The sequence below is a fragment of the Acidovorax sp. LjRoot129 genome (genome assembly GCF_964253765.1).
GTDB lineage: Bacteria > Pseudomonadota > Gammaproteobacteria > Burkholderiales > Burkholderiaceae_C > Acidovorax.
This window is the reverse complement of record NZ_CAXUSE020000001.1, coordinates 3,188,774-3,215,325: the sequence shown is the minus strand read 5'-3', so window position 1 is coordinate 3,215,325 and position 26,552 is coordinate 3,188,774. Positions and strand designations below refer to the sequence as shown.

At 65.4% G+C, this 26,552-nt stretch carries 20 protein-coding genes; 14 read left to right on the top strand and 6 right to left on the bottom strand.

Translation table 11 applies throughout. From position 1 onward, the window contains the following. Positions 1-86: 86 nt before the first annotated feature. The 3 genes from ACSQ3Q_RS14795 (at position 87) to ACSQ3Q_RS14785 (ending at position 4,935) form a co-directional block, all read left to right on the top strand. Positions 87-1,187: an ABC transporter substrate-binding protein gene (locus ACSQ3Q_RS14795; RefSeq protein ID WP_436135118.1), complete on the top strand. Its 1,101-nt coding sequence runs from the start codon at positions 87-89 to the stop codon at positions 1,185-1,187. A 315-nt stretch (positions 1,188-1,502) separates the two neighbouring features. Next, positions 1,503-3,926, top strand: a complete 2,424-nt coding sequence (locus ACSQ3Q_RS14790; protein ID WP_436135117.1) for a PAS domain S-box protein — start codon at positions 1,503-1,505, stop codon at positions 3,924-3,926. Between the two features lie 322 nt (positions 3,927-4,248). Next, positions 4,249-4,935: a Crp/Fnr family transcriptional regulator gene (locus ACSQ3Q_RS14785; protein ID WP_436135116.1), complete on the top strand. Its 687-nt coding sequence runs from the start codon at positions 4,249-4,251 to the stop codon at positions 4,933-4,935. Between the two features lie 4 nt (positions 4,936-4,939). Here ACSQ3Q_RS14785 and ACSQ3Q_RS14780 read toward each other — a convergent pair whose 3' ends face one another. Continuing rightward, entirely contained in the window at positions 4,940-6,628 is a 1,689-nt protein-coding gene (locus ACSQ3Q_RS14780) for an AMP-binding protein (RefSeq protein ID WP_436135115.1), read from the bottom strand. Positions 6,629-6,651: 23 nt separating this feature from the next. Continuing rightward, the gene (locus tag ACSQ3Q_RS14775) at positions 6,652-7,413 is read right to left on the bottom strand and encodes a nitroreductase (protein WP_436135114.1); all 762 of its coding nucleotides are present in this window, start codon (positions 7,411-7,413) and stop codon (positions 6,652-6,654) included. 250 nt (positions 7,414-7,663) lie between these two features. On the opposite strand from ACSQ3Q_RS14775, the gene ACSQ3Q_RS14770 reads away from it, so the two are divergent. The 8 genes from ACSQ3Q_RS14770 (at position 7,664) to ACSQ3Q_RS14735 (ending at position 15,481) form a co-directional block, all read left to right on the top strand. Then, positions 7,664-8,542 (top strand): ABC transporter permease, encoded by an 879-nt coding sequence (locus tag ACSQ3Q_RS14770; protein WP_436135113.1) that lies wholly within the window; start codon positions 7,664-7,666, stop codon positions 8,540-8,542. Positions 8,543-8,561: 19 nt separating this feature from the next. Further along, positions 8,562-9,383: an ABC transporter permease gene (locus ACSQ3Q_RS14765; RefSeq protein WP_436135112.1), complete on the top strand. Its 822-nt coding sequence runs from the start codon at positions 8,562-8,564 to the stop codon at positions 9,381-9,383. 24 nt (positions 9,384-9,407) lie between these two features. Continuing rightward, positions 9,408-10,241, top strand: a complete 834-nt coding sequence (locus tag ACSQ3Q_RS14760) for an ABC transporter ATP-binding protein (protein WP_436135111.1) — start codon at positions 9,408-9,410, stop codon at positions 10,239-10,241. A gap of 45 nt (positions 10,242-10,286) precedes the next feature. Continuing rightward, positions 10,287-11,390, top strand: a complete 1,104-nt coding sequence (locus tag ACSQ3Q_RS14755; protein ID WP_436135110.1) for an ABC transporter substrate-binding protein — start codon at positions 10,287-10,289, stop codon at positions 11,388-11,390. Beyond that, complete coding sequence (locus tag ACSQ3Q_RS14750; protein ID WP_436135109.1) at positions 11,387-12,763, top strand: sulfatase family protein; 1,377 nt, start codon at positions 11,387-11,389, stop codon at positions 12,761-12,763. Before ACSQ3Q_RS14755 ends, ACSQ3Q_RS14750 begins: the two co-directional genes overlap by 4 nt. A gap of 87 nt (positions 12,764-12,850) precedes the next feature. Next, positions 12,851-13,066 (top strand): TOBE domain-containing protein, encoded by a 216-nt coding sequence (locus ACSQ3Q_RS14745; protein ID WP_436135108.1) that lies wholly within the window; start codon positions 12,851-12,853, stop codon positions 13,064-13,066. An 89-nt stretch (positions 13,067-13,155) separates the two neighbouring features. After that, positions 13,156-14,076, top strand: coding sequence for a CysB family HTH-type transcriptional regulator (locus tag ACSQ3Q_RS14740; protein ID WP_436135107.1), 921 nt, complete (start codon positions 13,156-13,158; stop codon positions 14,074-14,076). Between the two features lie 208 nt (positions 14,077-14,284). Continuing rightward, a complete protein-coding gene (locus ACSQ3Q_RS14735; RefSeq protein ID WP_436135106.1) occupies positions 14,285-15,481 on the top strand; it encodes an amylo-alpha-1,6-glucosidase in 1,197 nt (398 codons plus the stop codon). A 179-nt stretch (positions 15,482-15,660) separates the two neighbouring features. On the opposite strand, the gene ACSQ3Q_RS14730 is transcribed toward ACSQ3Q_RS14735, so the two are convergent. Next, a complete protein-coding gene (locus tag ACSQ3Q_RS14730; protein WP_436135105.1) occupies positions 15,661-16,182 on the bottom strand; it encodes a hypothetical protein in 522 nt (173 codons plus the stop codon). 425 nt (positions 16,183-16,607) lie between these two features. Here ACSQ3Q_RS14730 and selD point away from each other — a divergent pair, with 425 nt between their 5' ends. Both selD and mnmH read left to right on the top strand, forming a co-directional pair. Next, the gene (gene selD, locus ACSQ3Q_RS14725; RefSeq protein WP_436135104.1) at positions 16,608-17,645 is read left to right on the top strand and encodes a selenide, water dikinase SelD; all 1,038 of its coding nucleotides are present in this window, start codon (positions 16,608-16,610) and stop codon (positions 17,643-17,645) included. 27 nt (positions 17,646-17,672) lie between these two features. Continuing rightward, a complete protein-coding gene (gene mnmH / locus ACSQ3Q_RS14720; RefSeq protein WP_436135103.1) occupies positions 17,673-18,779 on the top strand; it encodes a tRNA 2-selenouridine(34) synthase MnmH in 1,107 nt (368 codons plus the stop codon). 187 nt (positions 18,780-18,966) lie between these two features. Here the strand turns inward: mnmH and ACSQ3Q_RS14715 are convergent, their stop codons facing one another. The 3 genes from ACSQ3Q_RS14715 to ACSQ3Q_RS14705 all read right to left on the bottom strand — a co-directional run bounded on the left by ACSQ3Q_RS14715 (position 18,967) and on the right by ACSQ3Q_RS14705 (position 23,646). Beyond that, positions 18,967-21,393, bottom strand: coding sequence for an ATP-dependent DNA helicase (locus tag ACSQ3Q_RS14715; RefSeq protein WP_436135102.1), 2,427 nt, complete (start codon positions 21,391-21,393; stop codon positions 18,967-18,969). Further along, positions 21,390-22,364 carry a hypothetical protein gene (locus ACSQ3Q_RS14710; protein WP_436135101.1) on the bottom strand — a complete coding sequence of 325 codons (975 nt, stop codon included), beginning with the start codon at positions 22,362-22,364 and terminating at the stop codon, positions 21,390-21,392. Before ACSQ3Q_RS14710 ends, ACSQ3Q_RS14715 begins: the two co-directional genes overlap by 4 nt. 253 nt (positions 22,365-22,617) lie before the next feature. Beyond that, the gene (locus ACSQ3Q_RS14705; RefSeq protein ID WP_436135100.1) at positions 22,618-23,646 is read right to left on the bottom strand and encodes a substrate-binding periplasmic protein; all 1,029 of its coding nucleotides are present in this window, start codon (positions 23,644-23,646) and stop codon (positions 22,618-22,620) included. A 458-nt stretch (positions 23,647-24,104) separates the two neighbouring features. Between ACSQ3Q_RS14705 and ACSQ3Q_RS14700 the strand changes: the two genes are divergently transcribed. Next, positions 24,105-26,543, top strand: coding sequence for an EAL domain-containing protein (locus tag ACSQ3Q_RS14700; protein ID WP_436135099.1), 2,439 nt, complete (start codon positions 24,105-24,107; stop codon positions 26,541-26,543). The last annotated feature ends 9 nt before the right edge of the window (positions 26,544-26,552 follow it).

The following is a 26,552-nucleotide window of genomic DNA, read 5'->3' as shown; positions in this document are numbered from 1 at the left end:
GTTGGATATCTGTTTTTGATCGTTCGCGAAGGGGCATGCACTGCCTACAGTGGCCGGCAACCAAAGCATCAAAGGGCGGGAACAACATGACACTGCACACCATTCGAAAAACCCCCTGGGCTGCCGTGCTCTGGGCCGCAGCCGCCGTATGGACCCTGGCCGGCGGCGTGGCCGCTGCGCAGGCGCAAGAGCCGCTCAAGGTCATCCGCATCGGCATTGCCACGGGTGGCGTGGGCAGCGACCCGATCCGCCACGGTGGCACCTCGGCCGCCCTCACCTACACCGACGGCGCGCTCGAAGAAGAATTCAAGAAAGACGGCGTGAAGGTGCAATGGACCTTCTTCAAGGGTGCCGGCCCTGCGGTGAACGAAGCACTCGTCAACAAGCAGCTCGACTTTGCCTGGCAGGGCGACCTGCCTTCCATCGTGCACCGCGCGGGCGATGTCAAGACCAAGATCATCCTGGGCAGCGGCGTGCGCGGCGGGTTGTACCTGGCCGTGCCGCCCGACTCCAACATCAAGCGGCTCGAAGACCTCAAGGGCCGCAAGGTGGCGATCTTCAAGGGCACCAACCTGCACCTGGCCGCCGTGCGTGCGCTGGCGGACAAGGGCCTGAGCGAGCGCGACGTGAAGCTCATCAACCTGGACTTTCCCAGTGCGGATGCCGCATTGATCAACAAGGACATTGATGCGGCGTTTGGCTACGTGGGCTTGTTCAGGCTGCGCGACCAGGGCCTGGCCAAGGTGGTCTGGTCGGCCTCGGCAGACTCTTACAAATACACGCGCCAAACGGCGCTGCTGGTGGCCGACGACTTTGCCGCACGCAACCCCCAGGCAGTGGAACGGGTGGTCAAGACTGTGGTGCGCTACGCCCACAAGTATTCGCAAGAAGACCGCCGCGCTGAGCTGTTTGCGCTGTGGGGCAAGGCCGAGTACCCCGAAAAGGTCTGGCGCGAGGACTTTATCGGCCAGCCGCTGCGCGTGCGCCTGTCGCCGCTGCTCGATCCGTTTTTGGTGGCGCGCTACAAGGACGCTGCGGACGAGGCCTACAAGCTCAAGCTCATCCGCAAGAAGCCCGAGATCGACAGCTGGTTTGACCGCCGCTACCTGGACGCTGCCCTCAAGGATCTCAAGCTGGAAGGGTACTGGCCGGTCTATGGAGCCAATGGCGAGTTGGCTGGACTCTAGCTTCTTGCGCTTCGGCGGACGGCCGGGCATCCAACCGGCGCCGGCCACCGTTTGCTTCAAAGCGCCTGCACGCCGTGGCAGGCGCTTTTTTTCGCCTGATCTCCGGGCGTTCCGGGCTGTGGATGGCCTGTTGGTTGCGCCTGTGAAGGCTGGCGTTTAAAGTGGTTCGACTGCAAGCTCAGGGGCTGGCCGCACACTGCGTGCAACAGGCTGGCCCGGCCCTCGGCGTTTGCCGCGGTGCCCTTGCCAATCTGGCCACAGAGCAGGTGGGGCACCCGACGCCGGGGCCGCACTGCATCGAACGCAAGGCTTAGGATGAATACTGCTTCCGTGAGTTTGAGAGGCAAATGCGCTTGTGGCCGCGCCGAGTATGTTGTGCACGCTGTAGAGCTTGACGCCGCCGTGTGCTACTGCGAAACCTGCCGCCGCTCGTCGGGTGGCGCAGACATGGCCTGGGTGACGGGAAGCCGTGCCACGCTAAGAACCTATGGGCCGCTGCAGACGTGGCGGGCTCCTGACCGCGCGGTGCGCCAGTTCTGTCCGCAGTGTGGCAGCCAGCTGTTTTGTCTGGACGACGACCAGCCCGACACCATCAAGGTGGCGGTCGGAACCCTGGACGACCAAAGCTTGGTGCACTCCACCCAGGCCCTGCATTTAAAGCAGCGCCCGCGTTGGGATGCGCAAAAGCCACTGGGCGCCGATTGGGATTCCAGCCCCGCCTCGGGCCCAGGCGCTTCGGTGGGGCCACAGGTGCCGAGCCCAGGCGTCGGACCGTTCGAGAGCATGCTGATCAGTGCGCAGGACGCGTTTTTGAGCATCGACGCCCACGGGCTGATCACCGAATGGAATCACCAGGCCGAAGTGACCCTGGGGTGGACCTATGCAGAGGCGGTCGGTCGGCCGATGCACGAGCTCATCATCCCCCTTGAAATGCGCAGCGCGCACCTGTACGGCATGGCCCGCTTGCAGCGCACCGGCGACGGCCCCGTGCTCCGCCGGCGTTTTGAGGTGGAAGCCTTGCACAAGAACGGCCACGCTTTTCCCATCGAGCTTTCGATTGCGCCGTTGAAGATGCCGGACGGCATTGGTGCGACCGCATTCATTCGCGACATTTCCGCGCGCCAGGCTGTGGAGCGCGAACTGCGCTCCCATCAAGACCTGCTGCAGCGCACAGGTGAGCTGGCGCTGGTGGGGGCGTGGACTGTGGACTTGCTCACGGACGTTGTCCACTGGACGCCCATGGTCCGGCGCATCCACGGCGTGGGGGACGACTTTGAGCCCACGTTGCCTTCGGTGATCGAGTTCTATGAAGATGGCGCGCAGGAACGGTTGATCGCTGCCTTTGAGCGCGGCATCCAGACCGGCGAGACGTGGGAAATTGAAGCCCCGCTTCGCACGCCCGGTGGCGAGAGGGTGTGGGTGCGGGCCATCGGCGAAACCGAGTTCAATGCCGCCGGCGCGCCGGTCCGGGTCGTCGGTGCGCTGCAGGACATCAGCGCCCGCAAGCTGGCGGACGAGTCATTGCGCGTGTTGACGCAGATCGTGGAAGTGACGCCCGACCTCGTCGTGCAGGCCGGCAGCGACGGGCGTGTGACCTACATGAACCCGGCTGCGCGCCGGGCCCTGGGGTATGACCCGTCGTACGACGTGACGCAACACCACTTCACCGATTTCAACACCCCGGAGACCACGCAGCGGTACGCGTCGGAGGTCATGCCCGCCGTGCACCAGACGGGCGTGTGGATGGGCGAGAGCGCGGTGGTGGTTCAAGCCGGTGTCATTGCCGTCAACCACACTGTTCTGGCCCACCGGGATGCCAACGGAAAGCCGATCCGCTACACCGCCATGATGCGGGACATCACCGCCCAGACGCGGGCCCGTGCGGATCTCTTTCGCCAGCAGCGCACGCTGAGCTCAATTGCTGAGGCCATCCCGGACATCATTGCCGTCGTTGACCGGGAGGGGCGCTACGAGTTCGTGAACTCCGCGTTCGAACGCCTCATGGGCCTGTCCCGGGTCGACATCGCCGGGCAGAAAATCGAAGACCTCATGCGAGCCAAGGGGCAGGCCGCCAGCATGGATTTTGTGCGGAAGGCACTTGCCGGCGAACCCACTTCTTTTGAACTGGACCTTCCGATCGGCGGCCGCCAGCGCAACATGGTGATCACGCTGATCCCCAGAAAGTCGGAACGAGGGGACCCCGACGGGTTTGTCGCGGTGCTCGATGACGTGACCGTGCACAAGCAAAGGGAGTTGCGCCTCATCGGCTTGAGTGAACGCGATCCCCTCACCGACCTTTTGAATCGCCACGGCCTGGAAAGCCGCCTGCAGCGCATTGCCCGATCGCCCACGGCGGGCGTGGCGGTGTTGTTCGTGGACCTGGACCGATTCAAGCCGGTGAACGACACCTACGGGCACCCCGTCGGGGACATGCTGCTCAAGGCGGTGGCCGCGCGTTTTGGCCGGCTGGTGCGTCCCGATGACCTTGTCGCTCGGGTGGGAGGCGACGAGTTTGTGATCGTGCTGCTCAATATGCCGGGGCAGGAAGCCGCCAACCTGGTCGCCGACAAGGTCGTGGCAGCGGCTGCGGAACCCTTCGATATTGGTGGCCGAGAAGTGCAGATCGGCGCCAGTGTGGGGGTGTCTTACGCGACGGACGAACCGTGGAACAACCTCATCGAGCGCGCCGATGTCTTGCTTTACCAGGCGAAAGCGCGCGGGCGGGGACAGCGCGTTTAGAGCAGCTAACAAAACTCCTCTGGCGTCGTTGCTGCGCCCTGGTTGTACTACCCGTACTGCCTGCGACGCACCCCCTAGCCACAACCGCTCGCTGAGTTTTGTGATTCGCTCTTAGGGATCCCCAGCGCAAATCCTGCCCACGACAGCACCGGTGGGCTGAATTCCACTTTCGAGGATCAGGGCGTTGGTCATCCACTTCCCGAGCCGCTATCCATGCCCGCACAAGGTTGTGCTTTTTTGGGCCCGTGCACGGGTATGAGCGCATTGGCGCACCGCGCAATCTCCCTGACAATTTGCGCGAAGCTTGAGCTACAAAATAACAATGACTTCCGACTCCCTCGATTCGTTTCTCTCCAGTTCATCCTGGACCTCCAGCCTGACCGCCGAGGAGTCTGCGCGCGTGCGCAAGGCGATTGCAGTGCGCAGCTACGCTGCCGGCAGCGCGGTGTTTGCGCGCGGCACGCCCACGGCGCACTGGGCCGGCGTGATGGAGGGCATGCTCAAGCTGGACAACATCACAGCCGAAGGCCGCACCAGCACGTTTGCGGGGGTCCCATCGGGTGCATGGTTCGGCGAGGGATCGGTGCTCAAGGACGAGCCCCGGCCGTACGCCGTGACAGCGCTGACTGACAGCGTGGTGGCCCTGCTGCCGCGCAGCGAGTTCTTGCGGCTGCTGCACGAAAGCCACCCGTTTGCGCTGTGGCTGATCGGGCAGCTCAATGCGCGCCTGGCCCATTACGTGGCGCTGGTGCAGACCGACCGGCTCGGCGACACCACGGCGCAGGTGGCGCACAGCCTGTCGGGGTTGTTCAACGATGCGCTGTTCCCCAACACCGCTCGGCGCATCACGCTGTCGCAGGAGGAGCTGGGGCGCCTGTCGGGCGTGTCGCGCCAGGTGGCCAACCGGGCGCTGCAGGAGCTGCAGGACCGGAGCGCGATCCGCCTGGGCTACGGTTCCATCGAGGTGATTGACCTGCAGGTGCTGCAGGCCATCGCACGAGAAGGATGAACGCTCAGCCTGCGGGCTCTGCCTGAACCTGCGCCAGCCTGGTGATTGCCTCGCGGCTGCCCGCGATCTCGCGCAGGCGGAACTTCTGGATCTTGCCCGTGGCCGTGCGGGGCAGTGCGTCAAAGATGATCTGGCGCGGGCATTTGAAGCGGGCCAGGTGGCTGCGGCAAAAATCGATCAGCTCCTCGGCGCTCACGCTGCCCACCGCATCGGGCTTGAGCTCCACGAAGGCGCAAGGCACCTCGCCCCAGCGCTCGTCGGGCTGCGCCACCACCGCGGCCAGCAGCACGGCGGGGTGGCGGTGCAGCACGTCTTCCACCTCCACCGACGAGATGTTTTCGCCGCCCGAGATGATCACGTCCTTGGATCGGTCGGTGATCTGCACGTACCCGTCGGGGTGCAATACCGCGATGTCGCCGGTGTGGAACCAGCCCCCCTCGAAGGCCTTGGCCGTGGCAGTTGGGTTCTTGAGGTAGCCCTTCATCACCGTGTTGCCCCGGATCATGATTTCGCCAGCGGTCACGCCGTCGGCTGGCACGGGTTGCAGCGTCTCCGGGTGCAGCACGCGCAGGTGCTCCAGCGCAGCGGCGCGCACGCCCTGGCGGGCCTGCAGCTGGGCGCGCCCGGCTTCGGGCAAGGCGGCCCAGCCGGGCTGGCGCACGCAGCTCACGGGTGTGCCCGAAACCTCGGTGATGCCGTACACATGGTCCACGTCAAAGCCCATCGCCGCAATCGCCTGCAGGATGGCAGCGGGCGGCGGCGAGCCCGCCGTGAGCACACGCACCTTGCGCGGCAGCTCGATGCGCTCGTGCGCCGGCGCATTCGCCAGCATGGCCAGAACCGTGGGCGCGGCGCAGAAATGGTCCACACCGTGCTCGGCAATGGCCTCGAAGATCGCCTTGGCCGTGACCTTGCGCAGGCACACGTGTGTGCCCGCGGCTGCCGTGACGGCCCAGGTGAAGCACCAGCCGTTGGCATGGAACATCGGCAGCGTCCACAGGTAGACGGGATTGCGCGGCATCGCCCAATCCGTCGTCTGCAGCAGGCTCATGAGGTAGACCCCGCGGTGGCTGGGCACCACGCCCTTGGGGTCGCCGGTGGTGCCCGACGTGTAGTTCAGCGCAATCGGGTCCCATTCGTCCTCGGGCCACAGGCCTTCGAAGGCGGGGTCGCCTTCGGCCAGCAGGGTCTCGTAGTCGATCGCGCCAAAGGCCGGCTGCACAGGCATGCCCGCATCGTGGATGGCGACCACCAACGGTGGCTCGGCGCAGCCTGCGGCCGCCTGCGCTGCTAGTGCTGCAAACTCGCTGTCCACCAGCAGCACGCGCGCCTCGCCGTGGCGCAGGATGAAGGCAATGCCCTCTGCATCGAGCCGGCAGTTGATGGCGTTGATCACCGCGCCGCACAAGGGGATGCCCAGGTGCGCCTCCAGCATGGCGGGCGTGTTGGGCGCGAGGATGGCGACGGTGTCGCCGCGCCGCACGCCGCGCCGAACCAGGGCGCTGGCCAATCGGTAGGCACGCTCGCGCGTCTGCGCCCAGGTCTGCGTGCTGCCGGCATGCACCACGGCGATACCTTCAGGGTGCACCTGCGCACTGCGGTCCAAAAAACCCAGCGGCGTGAGCGGCAGGTGGTTGGCAGGTGTGCGCGCAAGGCCCTGCTCGTAGGGGTTGTGGTGGAGGTCGTGGTCCATGGGGGGTCTGTGTCGCGGCGCGGTCAGGGGTGGAAAGTGGTGAAGTACTCGACGCTCTCGCGCTCCGTCACCAGCGTGTTCTCGATACAGGCGGGGTCGGCATGTCCCAGGCTCATGCCGCAGACCACCATCTCGGTGTCGCGGATGCCCAGCTCGGCATGGATGACCTCGTGGAATTTGGTGAATGCCACCTGCGGGCAGGTATCAAGCCCGCGCGCGCGGGCGGCCACCATCACGCTTTGCAAAAACATGCCGTAGTCCATCAGGCTGCCAGCCTGCATGACCCGGCTCACCGTAAAGATCAGCCCCACCGGTGCATCAAAGAAGTGGTAGTTGCGGCCGTGCTGTGCATGCATGCGCGACTTGTCGCCCTTGCCGATCCCCAGCAGTCCATACAGGTCCCAGCCCACCTTGCGGCGTCGGTCCACATACGGTGGCACCCAGTCTGTGGGGTAGTAGTGGTAGGGCTCTGACAGCCCCGCCGATGCTTCCGGGTCGTTGGCGACGGCGGCGATGGCATCGCTGAGCCGCTGCTTGGCCGCATTGCGGAGCACATGCACGCGCCAGGGCTGGGTGTTCATGCCGGATGCTGCGTGGCGGGCCACGTCCAGGATGGCATGCACCTCCTCAAGCGCCACCGGTGTGGGCAGAAACGCGCGGATGCTGCGCCTGGAGACGATGGCCCAGTCCACAGCCTGCTGCAGAGCGTTGGCGGGAAGGTCTACGGTGCCGTCACGCCGAAAAGGATGCGAGTGGGGCGATGCGTGAGTGGGCGAGCTGGTCATGGGCCCATGCTATGCAGAGAGGCCGGTTTTGACTGTCGATGCAAAGACATTTGCGCATGGCAGAAGGCATCCGCACAGTCACCTTTCTCACCACCTCATAACGTCCAGGCCCGTGCTCATGCCGCAAACATCTGTGTCATTGCATATGAGTATTAACCATTTATGTTTATAAGAAACTTCTTCTACATTCCTTTTCGTTGTTAGCGATGGTTGGGTTCACCGATGTCCGCTGGCCAGAAAGGAATAGAAGATGTCCGTCCCCGCGTTGAATTCCGCTACCGCAGCCGCGGTGGATGAGCGCCGTGGTGCCAACGCCCACGGTGCTGTGCCTGCAGCCCGCCCCCGTACCGCGGCGGCCACCGGTGGTGCGCATTGGAGCTGGCGTTGGCTGTGGGCCTGGCCTTTTCCACTCGCGGTCCTGGCGCTGTGGCAGTTGTCCGCCACCCAGGGCTGGGTACCAGAACAGGTGCTGCCGCCGCCCGCTGCGGTTTTCAAAGTGTTCTCCGAAATGCTGGTCAGCGGCGAGCTGTGGGACAACCTGCGCATCAGCATGGTCCGCGTCTTCGCGGGCTTTGGCATCGGGCTGGCGCTGGGCCTGCTGCTGGGTGGCGCCATGGGCCTGTTCCCCACCTTTCGCGACTACGTCTTCCCCTTGTTCAAGGCCTTCAGCCAGGTGCCGGTGATCGGCTGGCTGCCGCTGCTCATCCTGCTGGTGGGCATCGACGAAGGCCTCAAGTTCTTGCTGATTGCCAAGGCGGCGCTGGTGCCCGTGGCCATCAATACCTGCCAGGGCATCCAAAGCGTGCCCAACCGCTATGTCGAAGTGGCGCGCGTGTACGGCTTCACCCGCTGGCAAATGCTGCGCAAGGTGGTGTTCCCTGCCGCCACCGCGCCCATCTGGAACGGCGTGCGCTACGGCCTCACGCACGCCTGGCTGGCGCTGGTGGTGGTCGAGCTGCTGGCGTCCTCTGAAGGCATCGGTTTTCTGATCGTGTACGGGCGCCAGCTGTTCCAGCTCGATGTGGTGCTGGCGGCCGTGCTGGCCGTGGGCATTGTGGGTTTTGTGCTCGACAAGCTGCTTGCTTCTACCGAGGCATGGCTGCTGCGCTGGCGCAAGCCGGGCCTGTAAACACGAGAGGGTCGCACTCATGTCTTCTTCGTCGTCATCGTCATCGTCATCGTCATTCATCAACGTTTTTCAACGCGTGCCCCAGCGCCTGCGCGGCTGGGTGCTGCCCGCAGCCATCGTGGCCGTGTGGTGGTGGGCCGTGCAGTCGGGCTGGTCCACCTCGCCGCTGCTGGTGTCGCCGCTGGCGGTGTGGCAGCGCGGCGTGGCGCAAGTGGCCAGTGGGGATCTGTGGGTGGCGCTGTCGGCCAGCCTGTGGCGCATGGCCTGGGGGTTTGTGATCGGCTCCAGCATCGGGCTGGTGGTGGGCGCGCTGCTGGGCTGGTCGCGTTGGGCAGAGCGGCTGGTGGGGCCCACGTTTCACACGCTCAAGCAGATTTCGCTGTTTGCGTGGATCCCGATGCTGTCGATGTGGTTCGGCCTCGGCGACGCCGCCAAGATCGCCTTTGTTGCCATGGCCGCTTTCTTCCCCGTGGTGCTCAACACCTTTGAAGGCCTGCGCAGCGTGCCGCGCGAATATCTGGAGGTTGCCAGGGTGTACGAGTTCAGCGTGGGCCAGACCCTGGCCCGCGTGATTGCGCCCGCCGCAGCGCCCTCGCTGTTCACGGGCATCCAGCTGTCGCTCATCTACACCTGGCTGGCCACGCTGGGGGCCGAATATTTGCTGGCCTCGGGCAAGGGAATCGGCAACACGCTCATCGACGGGCGCGAGCACTTCTGGATGGACCTTGTGCTGTTTGGCGTGGTGGTCATCGGGCTGGTGGGCTTTGCGCTGAACTGGCTGCTGGCCGCGCTGGAGAAGCGCCTGCTGTCGTGGCGCGATCGTACCGTCGCCCAGTACTGAACCCCTGATTGAAAGAGACTCACCATGGCACACGCCGGCACCCTGGCCATTCGCGGCCTGAACAAGCAGTACGAGGTCAAGGGCGAACCCTTGCCCGTGCTGCAGAACATCGACCTCACCATCGAGCCCGGCGAGTTCGTGAGCATTGTGGGCTCGAGCGGCTGCGGCAAGTCCACTCTGCTGCGACTGGTGATTGGCCTGGAGGCCGACTACCAAGGCGAGATTCTGCTCAATGGTCAGCGCATCGTGGGCACCAGCCTGAGCCGCGGCATCGTGTTTCAAGAGCACCGCCTGTTCCCCTGGCTCACGGTCGAAAAGAACGTGGCGCTGGGCCTGCTCAATTCGGACCTGACCGAAGGCCAGCAGCGCGCCACCGTGCGCGAACACATCGAGCTGGTGGGCCTGCAGGGGTTTGAAAAGGCCTACCCGCACCAGCTCTCGGGTGGCATGTCGCAGCGCGTGGCGATTGCGCGTGCGCTGGTCAACCGCCCCGATATCCTGCTGCTGGACGAACCCTTTGGTGCGCTCGATGCGATGACCCGCGCCCACCTGCAGCAGGAGCTGCACCGCATCTGGCAGCAAGAGGGCATCACCATGATTTTGGTCACGCACGACGTGGAAGAGGCCGTGTATCTGGGCGACCGTGTGGTGGTGATGGAGCCGCGCCCGGGGCGCATCCGCCGCATCGTGCCGGTCGATGTGCCGCACCCGCGCGAGCGCACGGCCTTTGCGTTCACTGCCGTCAAGGACAGCGTGCTGCGCGAGTTTGCGGGCCACGCCGCGGCTGACCTGGCAGAGCCCCCACTCAAGCGTGGCGAGCAGCTGGCACCGGCGGCGCAGTGGCAGTTTGCGATCTGACGTTTCCCCGATTTCTCCATTCGATTTTTTGACGAGCCTTTCTCCATGACTTCCGCACCGACCTCCCATCCCGCGCTTCACCTGTCACGCCGCGCCGTGCTCGCCACCGGCGCCGCCACGCTGGCCGCCCCCATGCTGCTGCGCGCACAAAGCCCTGCAAAGGTCATCCGCATCGGCTCGCCCGACCTGGGCACCGCGGGCAAGCCGTCACCCGGTGGCAGCGTGTTTGCCATCGTGCAGGCCAACAAGTGGCTGGAGGAAGAGTTCGCCAAGGACGGCATCAAGGTCGAGTGGAACTTCTTCCGCGGCGCGGGCCCGGCGGTGCACGAGGCACTGTCGGCCAAGCAGCTGGATATCGTTTCCCTCGGTGACCTGGCTGCGGTCATCGGCCGCGCACGCGGTTTGCCCACGCGTTTTGTCGCCGCCACGGGCCGGGGCAGCAACAGCTACCTGGCCACCGCGCCGGGTGCCAGCATCAAGACCGTGGCCGACCTCAAGGGCAAGAAGGTCACCGTGCTCAAGGGCACGGCCTACCAGCGCACGTTTGACAACCTGTTGGCCAGCGCCGGCCTGACCGAAAAGGACGTGAAGCTCATCAACATGGACTGGCCTACATCCAAGTCGGCCGTGGTGTCGGGGCAGATCGACGCCACGTTTGGGGGCTCGGATCTGTTCTTGCTCAAGGAGCAGGGCGTCAGCATTGCGCTCAGCACCAAGGGCCGGGGCCCGGCCTACACCATCAACTCGGGCATCCTGGCCACCGAGGAGTTCACCACCCAGCAGCCGCAGCTCGTGCAGCGCTTTGTGCGCCAGGTGGTGCGCGCCGCGCACTGGGCTTCGCAAGAGACGCACCGAGAGGCCATCGTCAAGCTGTATGCCGAAAACAGCGGCAACCCCGAGCTGGCTTTCCGTGAAGAGCTGGCGGGCGATGTGCTGGGCACCCGCTACTCGCCGCTGATCGACGACGGCTTTGTAGCCGGCTACGAAGGCGTGCTGAGCGACGGCCTCAAGCTCGGCCTGCTGCGCCAGGGTTTTGATGTGAAGGCCTGGTTCGAGCCCGGCTTTGTGCAGCAGGCGGTCAAGGACCTGAAGCTGGAAAAGCAGTGGCGCGAGACCGATGCCACCGGCAAAGCCAGGGGCGCAGCATGAGCACGGCCGCGACCACCACGGCGGGCGCCAGCAACCCTGGCGCCGCCGCCGCACCGCCCAACGTCGTCTTCATCCTGGCCGACGACCTGGGCTGGGCCGACCTGGGCGTGTACGGCCAGACCGACTTTGCAACACCGCACCTCGATGCGCTGGCGGGCGAGGGCGTGCGCTTCACGCAGGCCTATGCCAATTCGGCGGTGTGCTCCGCCACGCGTTTTGCGCTCATCACCGGGCGTTACCAGTACCGCCTGCGCGGCGGGCTGGAGGAGCCCCTGGTGCGCAAGGCCCATGTGTACGGCCTGCCGCCCGAGCACCCCACACTGCCGTCGCTGCTGCGCGATGCGGGCTATGACACGGCCCTCATTGGCAAGTGGCATCTGGGCAGCCTGCCCACGTTCGGCCCGCTCAAGAGCGGCTACGACCGCTTCTTTGGCAACTACGGCGGCGCCATCGACTACTTCACGCACAAGCCCGGCGTGGGCGAAGCCGTCCCGCGCGATCTGTACGAAGGCGAGGTGCCGGTGGAGCGTGTGGGCTACTACACGCAACTGCTGGCCGACGAGGCATCGGGCTGGCTGCGCGGGCGCAGCGCCGGCAGCAAGCCATTCTTTTTGTCGCTGCACTTCACCGCGCCACACTGGCCCTGGGTGGGGCCCGAGGACGAAGAGGTCTCGCTGGGCCTCAAGGACCTCTTTCACTACGACGGCGGCAACCTGCACACCTACGGCAAGATGGTCCGGTCGCTCGATGGCGCCGTGGGCCAGGTGCTGCACGCGCTGCAGGAGCAGGGCCTGGCGGACAACACCATCGTGGTGTTCACCAGCGACAACGGCGGCGAGCGTTTTTCCAAGACCTGGCCGTTCACCGGCCAGAAGACCGAGCTGCTCGAAGGCGGCATCCGCGTGCCCACGCTGCTGCGCTGGCCCGCGCGGATTGCTCCGCAGGTCAGCGACCAGGTCACCGCCACCATGGACTGGCTGCCCACGCTGCTCGCAGCCGCGGGCGTGGCGCCCCATGCCGACTACCCGCCCGATGGCGAAGACATCCTGCCCGTGCTGGAAGGCCGTGCGCCCGTGCATTCGCGCAGCCTGTTCTGGCGGTACAAGTCGCAGCGCCAGCGCGCGGTGCGCGAGGGGCGCTTCAAGTACCTCCAGATCAATGGCAACGAGTTCCTCTTTGACGTGGAGGACGACACGCTGGAGCGCGCCAACCTGCGCGACAAGCACCCCGAGCTGTTCGAGCGCCTGCGCCAGGCCTGGGCCGAGTGGGATGCGCAGTTCCTGCCCATCACCGACGACGTGGTCACGCACGGCCTGTCGCCCGACATCCAGGCCGACCGCTATGCGCCGGACCTGCGCCAGCGCGGCATGTAGGCCGGCGGTTGGTCCTTGCGTTGACCTTTCATTCGCTCCTTTTTCGTCCCTTTATCCACCGCTTTTTTTACTCAGGAGAACTTCACCATGTCCATCCAAGCCATCAACGTACGCAACCAGTTCAAGGGCAAAGTGCGCGAGATCATTCGCGGCTCCGTCGTCTCGGAGGTCGATGTCGAAACCCCGTGGGGCATCGTCACCTCGGTCATCACCACCCGCTCGGTGGACGACCTGGGCCTGGTCGTCGGCTCCGACGTGGTGGCGCTGGTCAAGTCGACCGAAGTGTCGATTGCCAAGCTCTGAACCGCATTTTTTGAATAAAACAGGGCTCCAGCGCTTATTCATAAAGCGCTGGTGGCTATAAAAATAGTAGCAATTGCTGTCAGGACACCATGAATTTCCAGCAACTGCGCTCCGTGCGCGAAGCCGTGCGGCGCGGCTTCAATCTGACCGAGGTGGCGAACATGCTGCACACCTCGCAGCCCGGCGTGAGCCGCCAGATCCGCGAGCTGGAGGAAGAACTGGGGGTGGAGATTTTCGTGCGCGCCGGCAAGCGCCTGACGGGCCTCACACCGCCCGGCGAGGCGCTGCTGCCCACGGTCGAGCGCCTGCTGCTCGAGGCCGACAACCTCAAGCGCGCGGGGCAGGATTTCAGCGACAGCTCCCACGGCCGCCTGTCGGTGGCTGCCACCCATTCGCAGGCGCGCTACGCGCTGCCCCAGGTGGTGCGCGACTTTCGCGCGCTGTTTCCGCAGGTGTCGCTGCACCTGCACCAGGGCTCACCGCGCCAGGTGGCAGAGATGCTGCTGTCGGGCGAGGCCGATATCGGCGTGGCCACCGAGGCGCTGGCGGGGTACGACACGCTGGTCACGCTGCCGTGCTACCGCTGGACGCACAGCATCGTCGTGCCGCCGGGCCATCCGCTGCTCGATGTGAAAGGACCGGTGACGCTGGAGCAGCTGGCGCAGCACCCCATCATCACGTACGAGCTGGGCTACACCGGCCGCGCCCACATCGACGAGGCCTTTGCGCGCGAAGGCATTGCGCCCGACATCGTGCTGACCGCCATGGACGCCGACGTGATCAAGACCTATGTGGAGCTGGGCATGGGCGTGGGCATCGTCGCTTCGATCGCGGTGGATGAAGAGCGCGACCGGCACCTGCGTCTGATCGACGCGGGGCACCTGTTCGAGGTCAACCTCACACGCCTGGGCCTGCGCCGCGGCGCATGGCTGCGGGGCTATGCCTACCACTTCATCGAAAGTTTTGTGCCGACGCTGACGCGGGATGCCGTGGAAAAGGCAATGCGGTAGCTGGGTGTCGCGGCGGGGCGCAGGGGGCCACGGAGGTGCTTTCTGCGCGACGTTGTGTGCGTGGGCCGTGAGCACGCGACCCCGTGGCCCGCGCAAACCGCGCAGCCCCTTGCAGAGCCCTGCAATCCGGCAGGGCCGTTTCATTTTGTGCGCTTTTTGTGGCACCGGTCCTATAGCCATTGCCCGCATCAGAGGCTAGGCTAGCCGCATGCCGAAGAAAAAACATGCCCTGGATGCCTCTGCGCTCACCTTGGTCGATACCTGTTGCGAAGCCTCGCTGGCGCTGCTGGAAAGCAACCTCACCCCCCACGGCATCCTGGCCGCCAGCCGCACACCGGCGGCGGTGGCGCGGCGCTACACCCGCATCTTTGGGCGCGATGCGGCCATTTGCGTGATGGCCATGTGCGGCAGCGGCGTGCCCGCGCTCGAAGAAGGGGCCGTGGCGAGCCTCGATGCGCTGGCCGCGCAGCAGGCGCCCAACGGGCAGATCCCCAAATACGTGGACCCCGAAGGGCAGGACGCCGACTTCTGGTACCTGGGCTGCATCGACGCCACGCTGTGGTGGCTGATTGCCGTGGACCATGTGCGCCGGCACGGCAAGGTGGGCCCTGACCGCTGGGCCGATGGTGTGCAGCGCGGGCTGACCTGGCTGCTGGCGCAAGAGCATCAGCACTTTCGGCTGCTGCAGCAAAACGAGGCCAGCGACTGGGCCGACATCATGCCGCGCTCGGGCTATGTGCTGTACACCAACGCGCTGTGGTTTGACGTGAAGCGCCGCTTTGCGCTCACCCATGTGCAAGAGACACACCACCACTTCAACCACCTGTTCAACCCCTTTCAGAGCGACCTGCACGAATACCACCGCGCGCGCCTGCTGCAGCACTACGCGCGCCGCGGCCACAGCGAATCGAACCTGTACCTGAGCTTTGTGAACCTGGCGGTGGCGGGGCACGAAGGCGATGTGTTCGGCAACCTGCTCGCCATCCAGTGCGGCCTGGCCGATGAAGGCATGGCGCACAACATCGTCAACGTGATCTCGGCCGCGCACGTGAGCGACCCGTACCCGCTGCGCGTGGTGCTGCACCCGCTGTCGGAGGAGCACGACCAGTGGCGCTTGTACATGGGCCGGCACCGGCAGAACCTGATGTACCAGTACCACAACGGCGGCGTGTGGCCGTTTGTCGGCGGCTTCTGGGTGATGGCGCTGGCCAAGCTGGGGCAGCGCGAAAAAGGCTGGGCCGAACTGGTGAAGCTGGCCCAGGCCAACGCGCTCGACGACTGGCGCTTCACCGAGTGGTTCCACGGCCGCACGCTGGAGCCCAATGGCATGGCCGGCCAAAGCTGGAACGCCGCCACCTTCTTGCTGGCGCGCCGCGCGCTGCAGGGGCAGTGGACGGCGTGGTGAGGGCAGGGCGCAGCCCGGCGCGCGCTCACGGGCCAACGCCGGGCGCTGCGCAAGCGCTTTGACACGCTGCGATGCACCAGAATATGAGTCAAATAGGCTGCTAGCGCTTGATTGATAAGCGCTTGTAGCTATCAATTGAATAGCAATTTACCGCGATCAGGCAAAGGCTAAGAACAGCCTCACTGCGGGAGACAACCCGCAAATCCCTTCGGACCCGTGGCCGACACATCCGCCAGCGTCAGCGCCACGGTGCTGTCGTTGTGCCCTGGCATCTTGGTCAGCCGCTGGCCGTTCTGCCAGCGCCACTGGGTGCCGTCGTGGCTGTAGACAAAGGTGTGCGTGCGGTTGGACAGCAGGTGCGCGGGGGTGAGGGTGATGGCTTGCGCGCCCGCCTCGGTACCAGCGTGGGCCTGGGCCTCGTTGTCCTTGATGACGAGCTTGCCCACGTAGGGCGTCACGCTCGAGTCGGTGTGTTGGACCTCGTGCTGCACCTGCGCCGGTCCGTAGCCGGTCACCACCCATTCGCCGGCGCCGCCAGGGCGCACGTGGGGTTCGCGCGCCGCCAGAAACTGGGTGCAGGTCGCCACCATGGCATCGAAGCTCGCCTGCGCCGGACCACTGGTGTCGGATTTTCCACAGCCCATCAAGGGCAGCAGGAGCAGGGTGGCCGTCAGAGGGCGCAGGGAGAAGGGCAGAGTCATTGGCGAGCAGAGCGGGTTGGTGCAGGCGGCACGGCAGCGGGCAGGTGCAGAGAGTGTGGTCGAAGTCGTTACATGGGCAAGCTCCGCATTCATGGGGCTATCGAGTGCTCAGAGAAGGGGCTGCAAACGCCCTAGGCCTTGCACGGCGCGATGGCACTGGCTCGTTGCAGGAGTTCTGGGGTGGCAGGCCATTGTGTGCCGATCCCACTCTGGGGCCTTGATCGCGGTCAACTTTGTGCACCACCGTGTGGCTGCCATTGCGCCGCCAATTCACCTGGCGGGCCGCCAATCCGCCACCCGGACGGTGGGCAGCGCGGGTCGCGCGCGATGCCGTTGTTGCCCGGGCAAGGCCGGGGGCTCCGGGTACCGGCCACCGGGTGCTGCCTTGCTATATTGGCCCGCTTGGCCATTCCCCGAGAGTTTTCATGAGCGACCCCATCCGCCTTACCCAGTACAGCCACGGCGCCGGCTGCGGCTGCAAGATCAGCCCCAAGGTGCTGGATGTGATCCTTGCGGGCAGCGGCTCGCAAACGCTGGACCCGCGCTTGTGGGTGGGCAACACCTCCCGCGACGACGCGGCCGTGTATGCGCTGGATGGCGAGCGCGGCGTGGTCTCCACCACCGACTTCTTCATGCCCATCGTCGACGACCCTTATGACTTTGGGCGCATCGCTGCGACCAACGCCATCAGTGACATCTACGCCATGGGCGCCGACCCGCTGATGGCGATTGCCATTCTGGGCTGGCCCGTCAACGTGCTGCCGCCCGAGGTAGCGCGCGACGTGGTGCGCGGCGGGCGCGCGGCCTGCGACGCGGCGGGCATACCGCTGGCGGGCGGGCATTCGATCGACGCGCCCGAGCCCATCTTTGGCTTGGCGGTGACGGGCGTGGTGGACAAGCGCCACTTGAAGCGCAACGACACGGCCACCGCAGGTTGCCGCCTGTACCTCACCAAACCCCTGGGTATCGGCATCTACACCACGGCCGAGAAGAAATCCAAGCTGCGGCCCGAGGACGTGGGCGTGGCCCGCGACTGGATGTGCACTCTGAACACGCCGGGCAGCCGCTTTGGCAAGCTGCCGGGCGTGGCCGCCATGACCGACGTGACCGGGTTTGGGCTGCTGGGGCACCTGGTGGAGATGGCCGACGGCAGCGGCCTGACCGCACAGATCGACTACGCCGCCGTGCCGCGCCTGGCCAGCGTGGCCCACTACCTGGCTGAGGGCTGCGCGCCGGGCGGCACGTTGCGCAACTTTGACAGCTACGGCGACAAGATCGCCCCGCTGGCGCATGAGGAACACAAGCTGTTGCTGTGCGACCCGCAAACCAGCGGCGGCCTGCTGGTGGCGGTAGCGCCCGGGGGCGACGCAGAGTTTCTGGCGCTGGCGGCCGGGCTGGGGCTGGCGCTTGAGCCCATCGGGCACATGACGGCACGGCAGCGGTTTGCCGTCGAAGTGCTTTGACCCCCTTTGACCCACTGCAAGGACGCCATGCGTGACAACGTCGTCGACTTCGCGCACATCTTCTTGAACGATGTGCCCATGATGGACGTGCGCGCGCCGGTGGAGTTTGCGCAGGGCGCCTTTCCGGGCACGGTCAACCTGCCGCTCATGGACGACAACGAGCGGCAAAAGGTGGGCACCTGCTACAAGCAGCAGGGCCAGCAGGCGGCCATCGCGCTGGGGCACCAACTGGTGTCGGGGCGCGTCAAGCAAGAGCGCATCGCGGCCTGGGCCGCCTTTGCCAAGCAGCACCCGCAGCACGGCGTGCTGTACTGCTTTCGCGGCGGCCTGCGCTCGCAGATCGTTCAGCAGTGGCTGCAGGCCGAGGCCGGCATTGCCTACCCCCGCGTCATCGGTGGTTACAAGGCCCTGCGCAGCTTTCTGCTCGACACCACGCAGGCCGTGGCCACGCAGTGCGGTTTCTATGTGCTCAGCGGCCTGACCGGCACTGGCAAAACCGAAGTGATTGCGCAACTGGCCCATGGGCTGGACCTGGAGGGCCACGCCAACCACCGCGGCTCCAGCTTTGGCAGCCGCGTGACGGGTCAGCCCGCGCAGATCGATTTTGAGAACCGCTTGGCCGTCGACCTCCTCAAGAAACGCGCCGCCGGGTGCGACACCCTGGTGGTAGAGGACGAAGGCCGCCACGTGGGCAAATGTGCTGTTCCGCTACCGCTTCGTCTGCGGCTGGAGCAGGCCCCCATCGTCTGCCTGACGGACGACTTTGAGCGCCGTGTCGAGCGAATACTGGGCGACTATGTGGTGCAGCAATGCGCCGCCTGGGTGGCTGCGCAGGGGCGGGATGCGGGCATGGAGCCGTTTGCTGCGCGCTTGCTGGAGAGCCTGGACAAATTGGCCAAACGCCTGGGTGGCAGCCTGCACCAGGCATTGCGCGCGGTGATGCTGCGCGCGCTGGCGCAGCAGAGCAGCACGGGTGATGTCGCACTGCACCGGGACTGGATCGCTGCGCTGCTGCGGCATTACTACGATCCCATGTACGCTTTTCAGCGCAACAACCGGTCAGATCGCATCGTCTTCGAAGGCGACCGGTCCGACGTCATGGCGTATCTGCGCGAGCACGCAAGCGGTGGTTGATGGGTGTTGAGTGGCTGGTTGGTGGATGATTCACGGTGCTTTGGGTCGCGGCATTGAGCCTGGGTCCGCATGCGTTGAACCGTTCGCCCGTAAAGCGGAAAAGCGTGGGAAAGACGCTTGACCAGGGCAGCGGCCGGTAGGGCCGTGGAGTTCCCACCAGCAGCGGTTTGCAGCGCGACCGCAGCCCTCAACCGTTCTTGGTGCGCGCAGCAAGCCCGCCCCGCTCATCCGCCCACCAGCGCGGCAGCAGCCTGCGCACCTCGTCCCGCGCAAACCGGTCGTCCATCAAATGCACCACGCCCTCATCGCTGGGCGTGCGGATCACGCGGCCTGCGGCCTGCACCACCTTTTGCAGCCCGGGGTAGAGGTACGTGTAGTCGTAGCCTTCGCCAAACAGTGCCTGCATGCGCTGGCGGATTTGCTCGTTGACGGGATTGACCTGCGGCAGGCCCAGCGTGGCCAAGAATGCCCCAATCAGCCGGCGGCCCGGCAGGTCGATGCCCTCGGCAAACGCGCCGCCCAGCACGGCAAAACCAATGCCTTCACTGGTGTCGGTAAAGCGCTCCAGAAACTGCCGCTGCTCTGCCTCGAGCATGCGGCGCGACTGGCGCCAGTGCGGCAGGTGCGGGTGCCGCTTTGCAAACACATCGGCCACTTGCTGCAGATATTCGTAGCTGCTGAAAAACGCCAGGTAGTTGCCCGGCCGCGCGTTGAACTGCTGCGCCATCAGCTCGGCAATCGGCACCAGCGATGCGTGGCGGTCTGCATACCGGGTGGAGATGTGGCGCGCCACCTGCACGTGGAGCTGCGCACTCTCGAACGGCGACTCCACATCCACCCACACATGCTGATCGGGCAGGCCCAGCAGGTCGGCGTAGTAGCGCGCGGGCTGCAGCGTGGCCGAAAACAGCGTGCTGGTGTGCGCGGCCGCAAGCCGCGGCTGCAGATAGGGCGCGGGCACCACGTTGCGGATGCACACCGTGGCGCTGCCGGGCTTGGCGGCGGCGCTGCCCGGGCGCGACAGGTGTGATGTGTGCGCTGCAGGCCGCGCAACGTCCACCAGCGAATTCGAATCCAGCAGCTCGGCCAGGCGCGTGATGTGCATCGCCTCGAAGTAAAAGGTCTGCAGCGCCACATCGGGGTCGGCCGGGTGGTCGGCAAAGTGGTCTGACAGCGTGGTGCCGCACTGCTGCAGCGCGCCGAGCAGGGCTTCAGGAAACGCGTCGTACACGGCATAGTCCGCAGCCTGCGCCTTGTCGACCGCCACCCAGCAGCGGCGCACTTTGTCCAACGCCTTTTTCACTGCGGGGTGACGGGCCGCGGCGGGCGATGTGCGAGCCGCTGCCAGCGCGTCGGGGCGCAGCTCGGCGCTGTACATCTTGCGGCCACGCTCCACCAGGTTGTGGGCCTCGTCCACCAGCAACGCGGCGCGCCATTGGTTGGCCTGCGTCAACCCGTGCAGCAGGCCGCCAAAGTCAAAGTAGTAGTTGTAGTCGCCCACCACCACATCGGCCCAGCGGGCCAGCTCCTGGCTGAGGTAGTAGGGGCAGACCCGGTGGGCTAGCGCCACGCTGCGCACCTGCGCCTGGTGCAGCGGCACGCTGTGCTTGCGGGGCTGCGGGTCATGCGCTTGCAGCCCCGCAGTCTGCACAGCACCCGAAGCCATTTCATCCAAGGCAGGAACGCTGCGCGCAGCCTGTAGCGCCGCAGCGCGCGCCCCAGGCAGACGGTCATAAAAGCCTTGCGCCAGCGGGCACGACTCGCCGTGGCAGGCGTTGTCGGGGTGCTCGCAGGCCTTGTCGCGCGCCACCAGCTCCAGCACGCGCAGCGGGAGCGTGGGGGCGCTGTCGGCAAGGCGCGCCAGCGCGTCCAGCGCCGTCTGCCTGCCCGAGGTTTTGGCGGCCAGAAAGAACACCTTGTCGAGCCGCTGCGCGGGTGCCGCCTTGAGCAGCGGGAACAGCGTGCCCATGGTCTTGCCAATGCCCGTGGGCGCCTGGGCCAGCAGGCAGCGGCCGGCGCTGGCGGCCTTGTACACGGCCTCGGCCAGCGGGCGCTGCCCCGCACGAAAGCCGCCAAACGGAAACACCAGCGCGCCCAGCGCCGCATCGCGCGCCGTGCAGTGCGCCACCTGCTGCTCGGCCCACGCCAAAAAGCGCTGGCACTGCGCCTCAAAGTGCGCGCGCAGTTCGTCGGCGGTGCAGCGCTCGCAAAACACCGTCTCCTTCTGCGAGCCGATGTCAAAGTACACCAGCGCCACGTCGATGTGCGCCAGCTGCTCTTGCTGGCACAGCAGCCAGCCATACACCTTGGCCTGCGCCCAGTGCAGGTGGCGGTGCGATGCGGGCTGGCGGTCGAGCCGCCCCTTGAAGGTCTTGACCTCGTCGATGCGTTGCAGCGCAGGGTCGTAGCCGTCGGCACGGCCGCGGACCTGCAGCGTCTGGTAGCTACCGCTCAGCGCCACTTCGGCCCGGTAGCCCTTGCCCCGGCGCGCGGCCACCACGCCATGGCCTGCAATACCTTCGAGCGCGGTGGGGGCGGGGGTAAAGCGCAGGTCCAGGTCGCCCTGCTTGGCGGTGAACTCGCACAGCTCCCGCACCGCCACGGTGTAGGTCATGGGGCCTCGGTGCAGGGCGGGGCGCTGTCGTCGGGCGGCAGCAGCAGCTCGCCCGCCGCAGAGTCGCCCGCGCCGGGCTCACCCAGGTGCGCCTGCGCCAGCTCCGCCTCGCTGCGCATTGGCGTGGCCTTGCACAGCGCCATCCACACCGCAAAGGGCAGGGCGCAGCTGGCGTGCCGCGCGGGCCGCAGCAGCTCAAAGCGGCCCCCATCCCCATCGTCCAGCCCGCCGTGCAGCACCCACACGCCAAAGTGCTCGGGGATCTCGTCCACCTCTGCCACACCCGCCGGGAACACGTAATAGCACTCCTCGCACAGCCACTGGTAGGCCTGCCGCTTGGCGTCGTGCCGCAGGTCCGACAGCAGGTCGGCCCGGCTCGCCTTGACCTCATGCACCATCGGCTGCAGGTAGGCCGGCACCGTGGTGTTGCGCACCGAGAAGAGATCGGGCCGCGCCATGCGCCACACATTGGCCGCGGCGCGGGTGGCGGGGGTTTCGGTGTCTTCGCTCCACAGCGGGGTGCTGTGGCGATGGGTACTGCTGTTGCTGCTGATGGCCGTGCTGCCGGTTGGCGCGGCGGGCATGGCGGCATCCAGCGGGGTGGGCGGCGGCTGCGGCGCTGGCCCATCCACCACCGCGCGCAGCGACAACTCCCGCCACACAATCCGCCCCGCCGCCAGCAGGTGCTCGGCAAACTTGGCCGCCAGCCGGTCGTGCGTGCTCAGCGCCCGCACGCTGCGCTGGCGCGCGACGGCCAGGGTGCGAATGCCTTCATCGGTAAGCCGCAGCGACTCGAACCCCTCGGGCGACACATGCAGCGCCACCAGCTGCGCGGCCAGCAGGTCAATCTCCAGCGCGTCCTTGCACGGCCACCCCGCAGAGCGCCAGATTTGCATGAGGCGCGTGCGGTGAAAGCGGGTGAGCTGGATGGGGGGTGGGGAGGGCGGGGTGGGGGAGGGCAGCGCCGTCATGGTGTGGGGAGACGGGTGGCGGGGTACTGATTTTAATCACAGTGCCTGGCGGCTGCTCGGCGGTGGTCAGAAAATGGAGGTAAATCAGCCGCTAGCGCTTGATGTATAAGCGCAATAAGCTATAAAAATAGTAGCAAATGGCGTTTGTCTGGTCACTGCGCAAAACTGCCGCCCCGGGGCGCAGCACCGGGTTGCACCGGCGATGACCTTGCGCGGCGTGCCCGGGTGGCGGGGGCAAGTTCAGTGGATTGGATCAGCGCCGCACGCCGTACCACAGCTCACGCCGGTTGGAGGGCGTCTCTGGTGTCAGCAAGGGGTTGCGCAGTTCGATCACCGTGCGCTCATTCAACCTGGCCTTGCGCACACGCTCGCCCCAATGTTCATTGAAGAGCTTGTCGAACGACCCGTCGGCGATGGCTTTCTCCATGCCTTCGGAGATATCGGCGGCGAGTTTGGTATTGCGCTTGTTGACGAAGAAATAACTGTCGTAGAAGTAGTGCAAGGCCAGATGCGGTTCGATTTCGAGCGTGCTGGCATGGGCTTCTTGCTCGTCCCAGATTTCCATCACGCTGCGGGGAAAGTAGTCGAAGCGCTGGCTTTCCAGCATCTTGAACAGGCCTTCGTAGGTAGAGCCGTTGATCACCTCCAGGCCATTGCCACTCAGTATCTGCGTGTCTGGCCAATCTTGGCCCTGGGCAAGGCGCACGCCCATCAGGTCGCTCAGTGTTTTGATTTGCGCAACACGGTGGGTATCGCCCTTGCGCACCAGGCCCAGTCGCCAACCCAGCAGGCCCTTGTTGAGCGGCACGCGTATCGGCAGCAGCCTGGCTTCCCGTTCGGCGGAGGACGGGAGCGCTGAAACGTCGATCGTTCGGCCGGCCTCCAGTTCGATGATCTGGCGGTTCTGGCTCATCGACACCGTGGGGTATTCCACCCGGTATGCGGTGCGGGTCTTGGACAGCACCAGCTCCAGCAGTTTTCGCGGATAGTCGTAGCGCTGGTCGGCAGCGCTCTCGGGGATCGGGTAGCGCACGACCTCCACGCCGAAGGCGCTGCCGGGGGTCAGGAGCATGAGGGCCGGTAGCAACGCAAGCCGCCAGCGCCGCAATCCACGTTTCAGGCTGGCGCCGCGGCCTTCTTTCAGTGCAACGGGCATCCGGCGCAAGCCGCTCATCGCCGCAATACCTTTTTGCACTGCTGCGACGGGACCCGCTTGCACCGGCAAATCGTCGGCGGTATCCGGAGCCTGGGGAAAGGAAGCCATCCGGCATGGTGTGTACATGGTGTTCCCTGGCGATGAGTCATGAAATGTGGCTGCGCACTTCAACAAGAGTCAGTACAGCCGGGTCTTTGCTTTCGATGCCCGCGCCAGCAGGCCATCGCGCCCCTGTCGCTACGGGGTGAACTTTGTGACGGCTGGCCTTTCTTGGCAATGTATTTTTCTCACCGCTGAACAGTCTGCTTTGCCTCGCCATTGACAGCGTGCTGATGCTGCAGGGCAGCAATTACAGAGGCTGGCCACTCATCTCCCCGTGGTGTCGCTGGGTTGGAGTTGAGAGCGGTCTGCACTCACTGCGTGACGCACGCATCTGTGCCAAAGGACTGCTCTGTACACGCGTATATCCGCATGTTTTCAAGATCACCCAAGTTTTAAGATCGTGGATCCACTCCCTGGGGGCCGCAACGCGGATGGGGACGAGCCAAGCATCTTGGATATAAAAAGCAGCAGCTGGAGAGCTGATGAAACGTAGCGACGTCACGAAAGTGAACTTGTTCAGCAAGGCGCTGGTTCGCAACAATGGCATCGCGCGCAAGATCGTGTTGGCCGTGGTGTTGTTCAGCTCCGCAGTGACGGCAGTCATCACCGCAGTGGAGCTCTACCTGGACTATCGGGGGGACATACGCGGCATCCATGAGCGAGTGGAGTCGATCCGCAAGGTGTATCTGCCCACCCTCGTGGAAAGCGTCTGGGTCGTGGAGCCCGTTCAGATCCAGAACCAGCTCAACGGCCTGATGAATCTGGGGGACATCGAATACGTGGGCATCGTCTCGGACGGCAAGACCCAGTGGTCTGCTGGCACGCAGTCCTCCAAGCGCCAAATCGAAATCTTCTTCCCTTTGATTCGTGGCAATTCTGGCGAAAGCGTATCGCTTGGCGAGCTGCAGGTCGTCGCCAGCGTGGACAACGTGGTGTCGCGGCTGTGGGACAGATTCATGCTCATCCTGGTGAGCAACGCCATCAAGACGTTTTTGGTCACCGCCTTCGTTTTGCTGATCTTTCAGGCGTTCGTGGGCCAGCACCTCGAGCATATTGCCGACTATCTGCGGCAGTTTTCAAAGAACGTATCCAGTGAGCGGCCCCTGCAGCTCAGGCGCAGTGAGGGCGGCCGCTGGCGCCCCGATGCGCTGGACCACGTGGCGAATGCCGTCAACCAGATGCGTGAAGAAATCATGCGCTCGGGCGCCGAGCTCAAAGCCAGCAATGAACGGCTGGCGTCGATGGTGAAGAACTCGCCGCTGGCCATCTACACCAGCGATCTCAACTACATCGTGAGCAGTTGGAACCCGGCGGCACAGAGGATGTTTGGCTGGAGTGCCGAGGAGGCCATCGGCCAGCGGGTGCGGTTCATCCCCAAAGACAGGGAGCATGAGTACGACAACATTGCGACCAGGTTGCGAAATGGGGAGTCGCTTGACCAGGTTGAGGCGGTGCGGCAGCGCCGTGATGGCTCCCTCATCCACATCAGCTTGTCCACTGCGCCCTTGTTCACGGCGGACGGGCAACCCCATGCCAACATATTTCTCGTGGCCGACATTACCCAGCGCAAGCTGGCCGAGCAGCAGCTCCAGTTCCAGGCTTTCCACGACGCATTGACGGGCCTGCCCAACCGCCTGCTGTTGCAAGACCGATTCGAGCAAGCCAAGGCCCGTGCAAACCGGGCCAACCAGCGGCTGATGCTGCTCTTTCTGGACCTGGACAACTTCAAGAGCATCAATGACACGCTGGGCCACGACAGCGGCGACGCCTTCCTTCAGCAGATCGCCACTCGCCTGGGGACCTGCCTGCGCGAAACCGACACCATCAGCCGGCAGGGCGGCGATGAGTTCCTGATTCTGTTGCCCGACTTGGACCAGGTAGACGATGCGACGCTGGTGCTGGCCAAGCTGATGGAGCAGATGCAGTTGCCCTTTGATGCCGCAGGCCAAGAAATTTCGACTTCGGTGTCCATGGGCGTGACGATCTTTCCCGACGACGGCACCAGCTTCGAGAGCCTGCTCAAAAAGGCCGACATGGCCATGTACAAAGCCAAGAGCGACGGGCGCAACACCTACCGATTCTTCGACGGCGCGATGGACGTGGAGGCGGTCGAACACCAGTTCATCCGCAATGGCCTGCGCCGCGCCCTGGAGCGCAACGAATTCGTTCTGCATTACCAGCCCCAGATCGACCTGGCCAGCGGCGCCATCATTGGCGTCGAGGCGCTGATACGCTGGATTCACCCCCAGCGAGGCGTCGTGTCGCCTGCACGGTTCATTCCGGTGGCCGAAGAGAGCGGTTTGATCGTCCCGATTGGCGACTGGGTCCTGCGTGAAGCCTGCCGCCAGGCCGTGGCTTGGCAACACGCCGGCCTGCCTGAGCTGTGTATGGCGGTGAACCTCTCGGCCGTGCAATTCAAACGCGACAGCGTGGAGCAGTCGGTCATCAATGCGCTGGAGGAAAGCCGCCTGAACCCCGCGTTGCTGGAGCTGGAGCTGACCGAGTCGATCTTGATCCAGAACGTGGAGGGGGTGCTCAACAGCGTCAAGCGCTTGAAGCTGCTGGGCGTAAAGCTATCGATCGACGACTTCGGTACGGGCTATTCCAGCCTTTCGTACCTCAAGCGCTTTGACATCGACAAGCTGAAGATCGACCAGTCCTTCGTACGCGACCTGGGCTCCGACCCGGATGACGCCGCCATCGTGCGCGCGATTATTCATTTGGCCCGCAGCCTGAATCTGCGCACCATCGCCGAAGGTGTTGAAACCGCCGACATGCTGCACCAGCTGTGCGCCTTCGGTTGCGACGAGGCACAGGGCTACCACTTTGCGCGGCCAATGGCGGCAGATGACGTTGCCAGTTACATCCGGCAGGCAAAGATCACTGCGGTCGGACCGGCAAGTAACCGTCGACCGGTATAGCCGGGGCTT

Excerpts from the sequence above, each read along its gene's own strand:
- selD (WP_436135104.1), top strand. The coding sequence starts at position 16,608 with ATGAGCGACCCCATCCGCCTTACCCAGTACAGCCACGGCGCCGGCTGC.
- ACSQ3Q_RS14780 (WP_436135115.1), bottom strand. The coding sequence starts at position 6,628 with ATGGACCACGACCTCCACCACAACCCCTACGAGCAGGGCCTTGCGCGC.
- ACSQ3Q_RS14770 (WP_436135113.1), top strand. The coding sequence starts at position 7,664 with ATGTCCGTCCCCGCGTTGAATTCCGCTACCGCAGCCGCGGTGGATGAG.
- ACSQ3Q_RS14715 (WP_436135102.1), bottom strand. The coding sequence starts at position 21,393 with ATGACCTACACCGTGGCGGTGCGGGAGCTGTGCGAGTTCACCGCCAAG.
- ACSQ3Q_RS14700 (WP_436135099.1), top strand. The coding sequence starts at position 24,105 with ATGAAACGTAGCGACGTCACGAAAGTGAACTTGTTCAGCAAGGCGCTG.
- ACSQ3Q_RS14740 (WP_436135107.1), top strand. The coding sequence starts at position 13,156 with ATGAATTTCCAGCAACTGCGCTCCGTGCGCGAAGCCGTGCGGCGCGGC.
- ACSQ3Q_RS14755 (WP_436135110.1), top strand. The coding sequence starts at position 10,287 with ATGACTTCCGCACCGACCTCCCATCCCGCGCTTCACCTGTCACGCCGC.
- mnmH (WP_436135103.1), top strand. The coding sequence starts at position 17,673 with ATGCGTGACAACGTCGTCGACTTCGCGCACATCTTCTTGAACGATGTG.
- ACSQ3Q_RS14790 (WP_436135117.1), top strand. The coding sequence starts at position 1,503 with ATGAATACTGCTTCCGTGAGTTTGAGAGGCAAATGCGCTTGTGGCCGC.
- ACSQ3Q_RS14735 (WP_436135106.1), top strand. The coding sequence starts at position 14,285 with ATGCCGAAGAAAAAACATGCCCTGGATGCCTCTGCGCTCACCTTGGTC.
- ACSQ3Q_RS14710 (WP_436135101.1), bottom strand. The coding sequence starts at position 22,364 with ATGACGGCGCTGCCCTCCCCCACCCCGCCCTCCCCACCCCCCATCCAG.
- ACSQ3Q_RS14775 (WP_436135114.1), bottom strand. The coding sequence starts at position 7,413 with ATGACCAGCTCGCCCACTCACGCATCGCCCCACTCGCATCCTTTTCGG.
- ACSQ3Q_RS14750 (WP_436135109.1), top strand. The coding sequence starts at position 11,387 with ATGAGCACGGCCGCGACCACCACGGCGGGCGCCAGCAACCCTGGCGCC.
- ACSQ3Q_RS14765 (WP_436135112.1), top strand. The coding sequence starts at position 8,562 with ATGTCTTCTTCGTCGTCATCGTCATCGTCATCGTCATTCATCAACGTT.
- ACSQ3Q_RS14785 (WP_436135116.1), top strand. The coding sequence starts at position 4,249 with ATGACTTCCGACTCCCTCGATTCGTTTCTCTCCAGTTCATCCTGGACC.
- ACSQ3Q_RS14795 (WP_436135118.1), top strand. The coding sequence starts at position 87 with ATGACACTGCACACCATTCGAAAAACCCCCTGGGCTGCCGTGCTCTGG.
- ACSQ3Q_RS14730 (WP_436135105.1), bottom strand. The coding sequence starts at position 16,182 with ATGACTCTGCCCTTCTCCCTGCGCCCTCTGACGGCCACCCTGCTCCTG.
- ACSQ3Q_RS14760 (WP_436135111.1), top strand. The coding sequence starts at position 9,408 with ATGGCACACGCCGGCACCCTGGCCATTCGCGGCCTGAACAAGCAGTAC.
- ACSQ3Q_RS14705 (WP_436135100.1), bottom strand. The coding sequence starts at position 23,646 with ATGTACACACCATGCCGGATGGCTTCCTTTCCCCAGGCTCCGGATACC.
- ACSQ3Q_RS14745 (WP_436135108.1), top strand. The coding sequence starts at position 12,851 with ATGTCCATCCAAGCCATCAACGTACGCAACCAGTTCAAGGGCAAAGTG.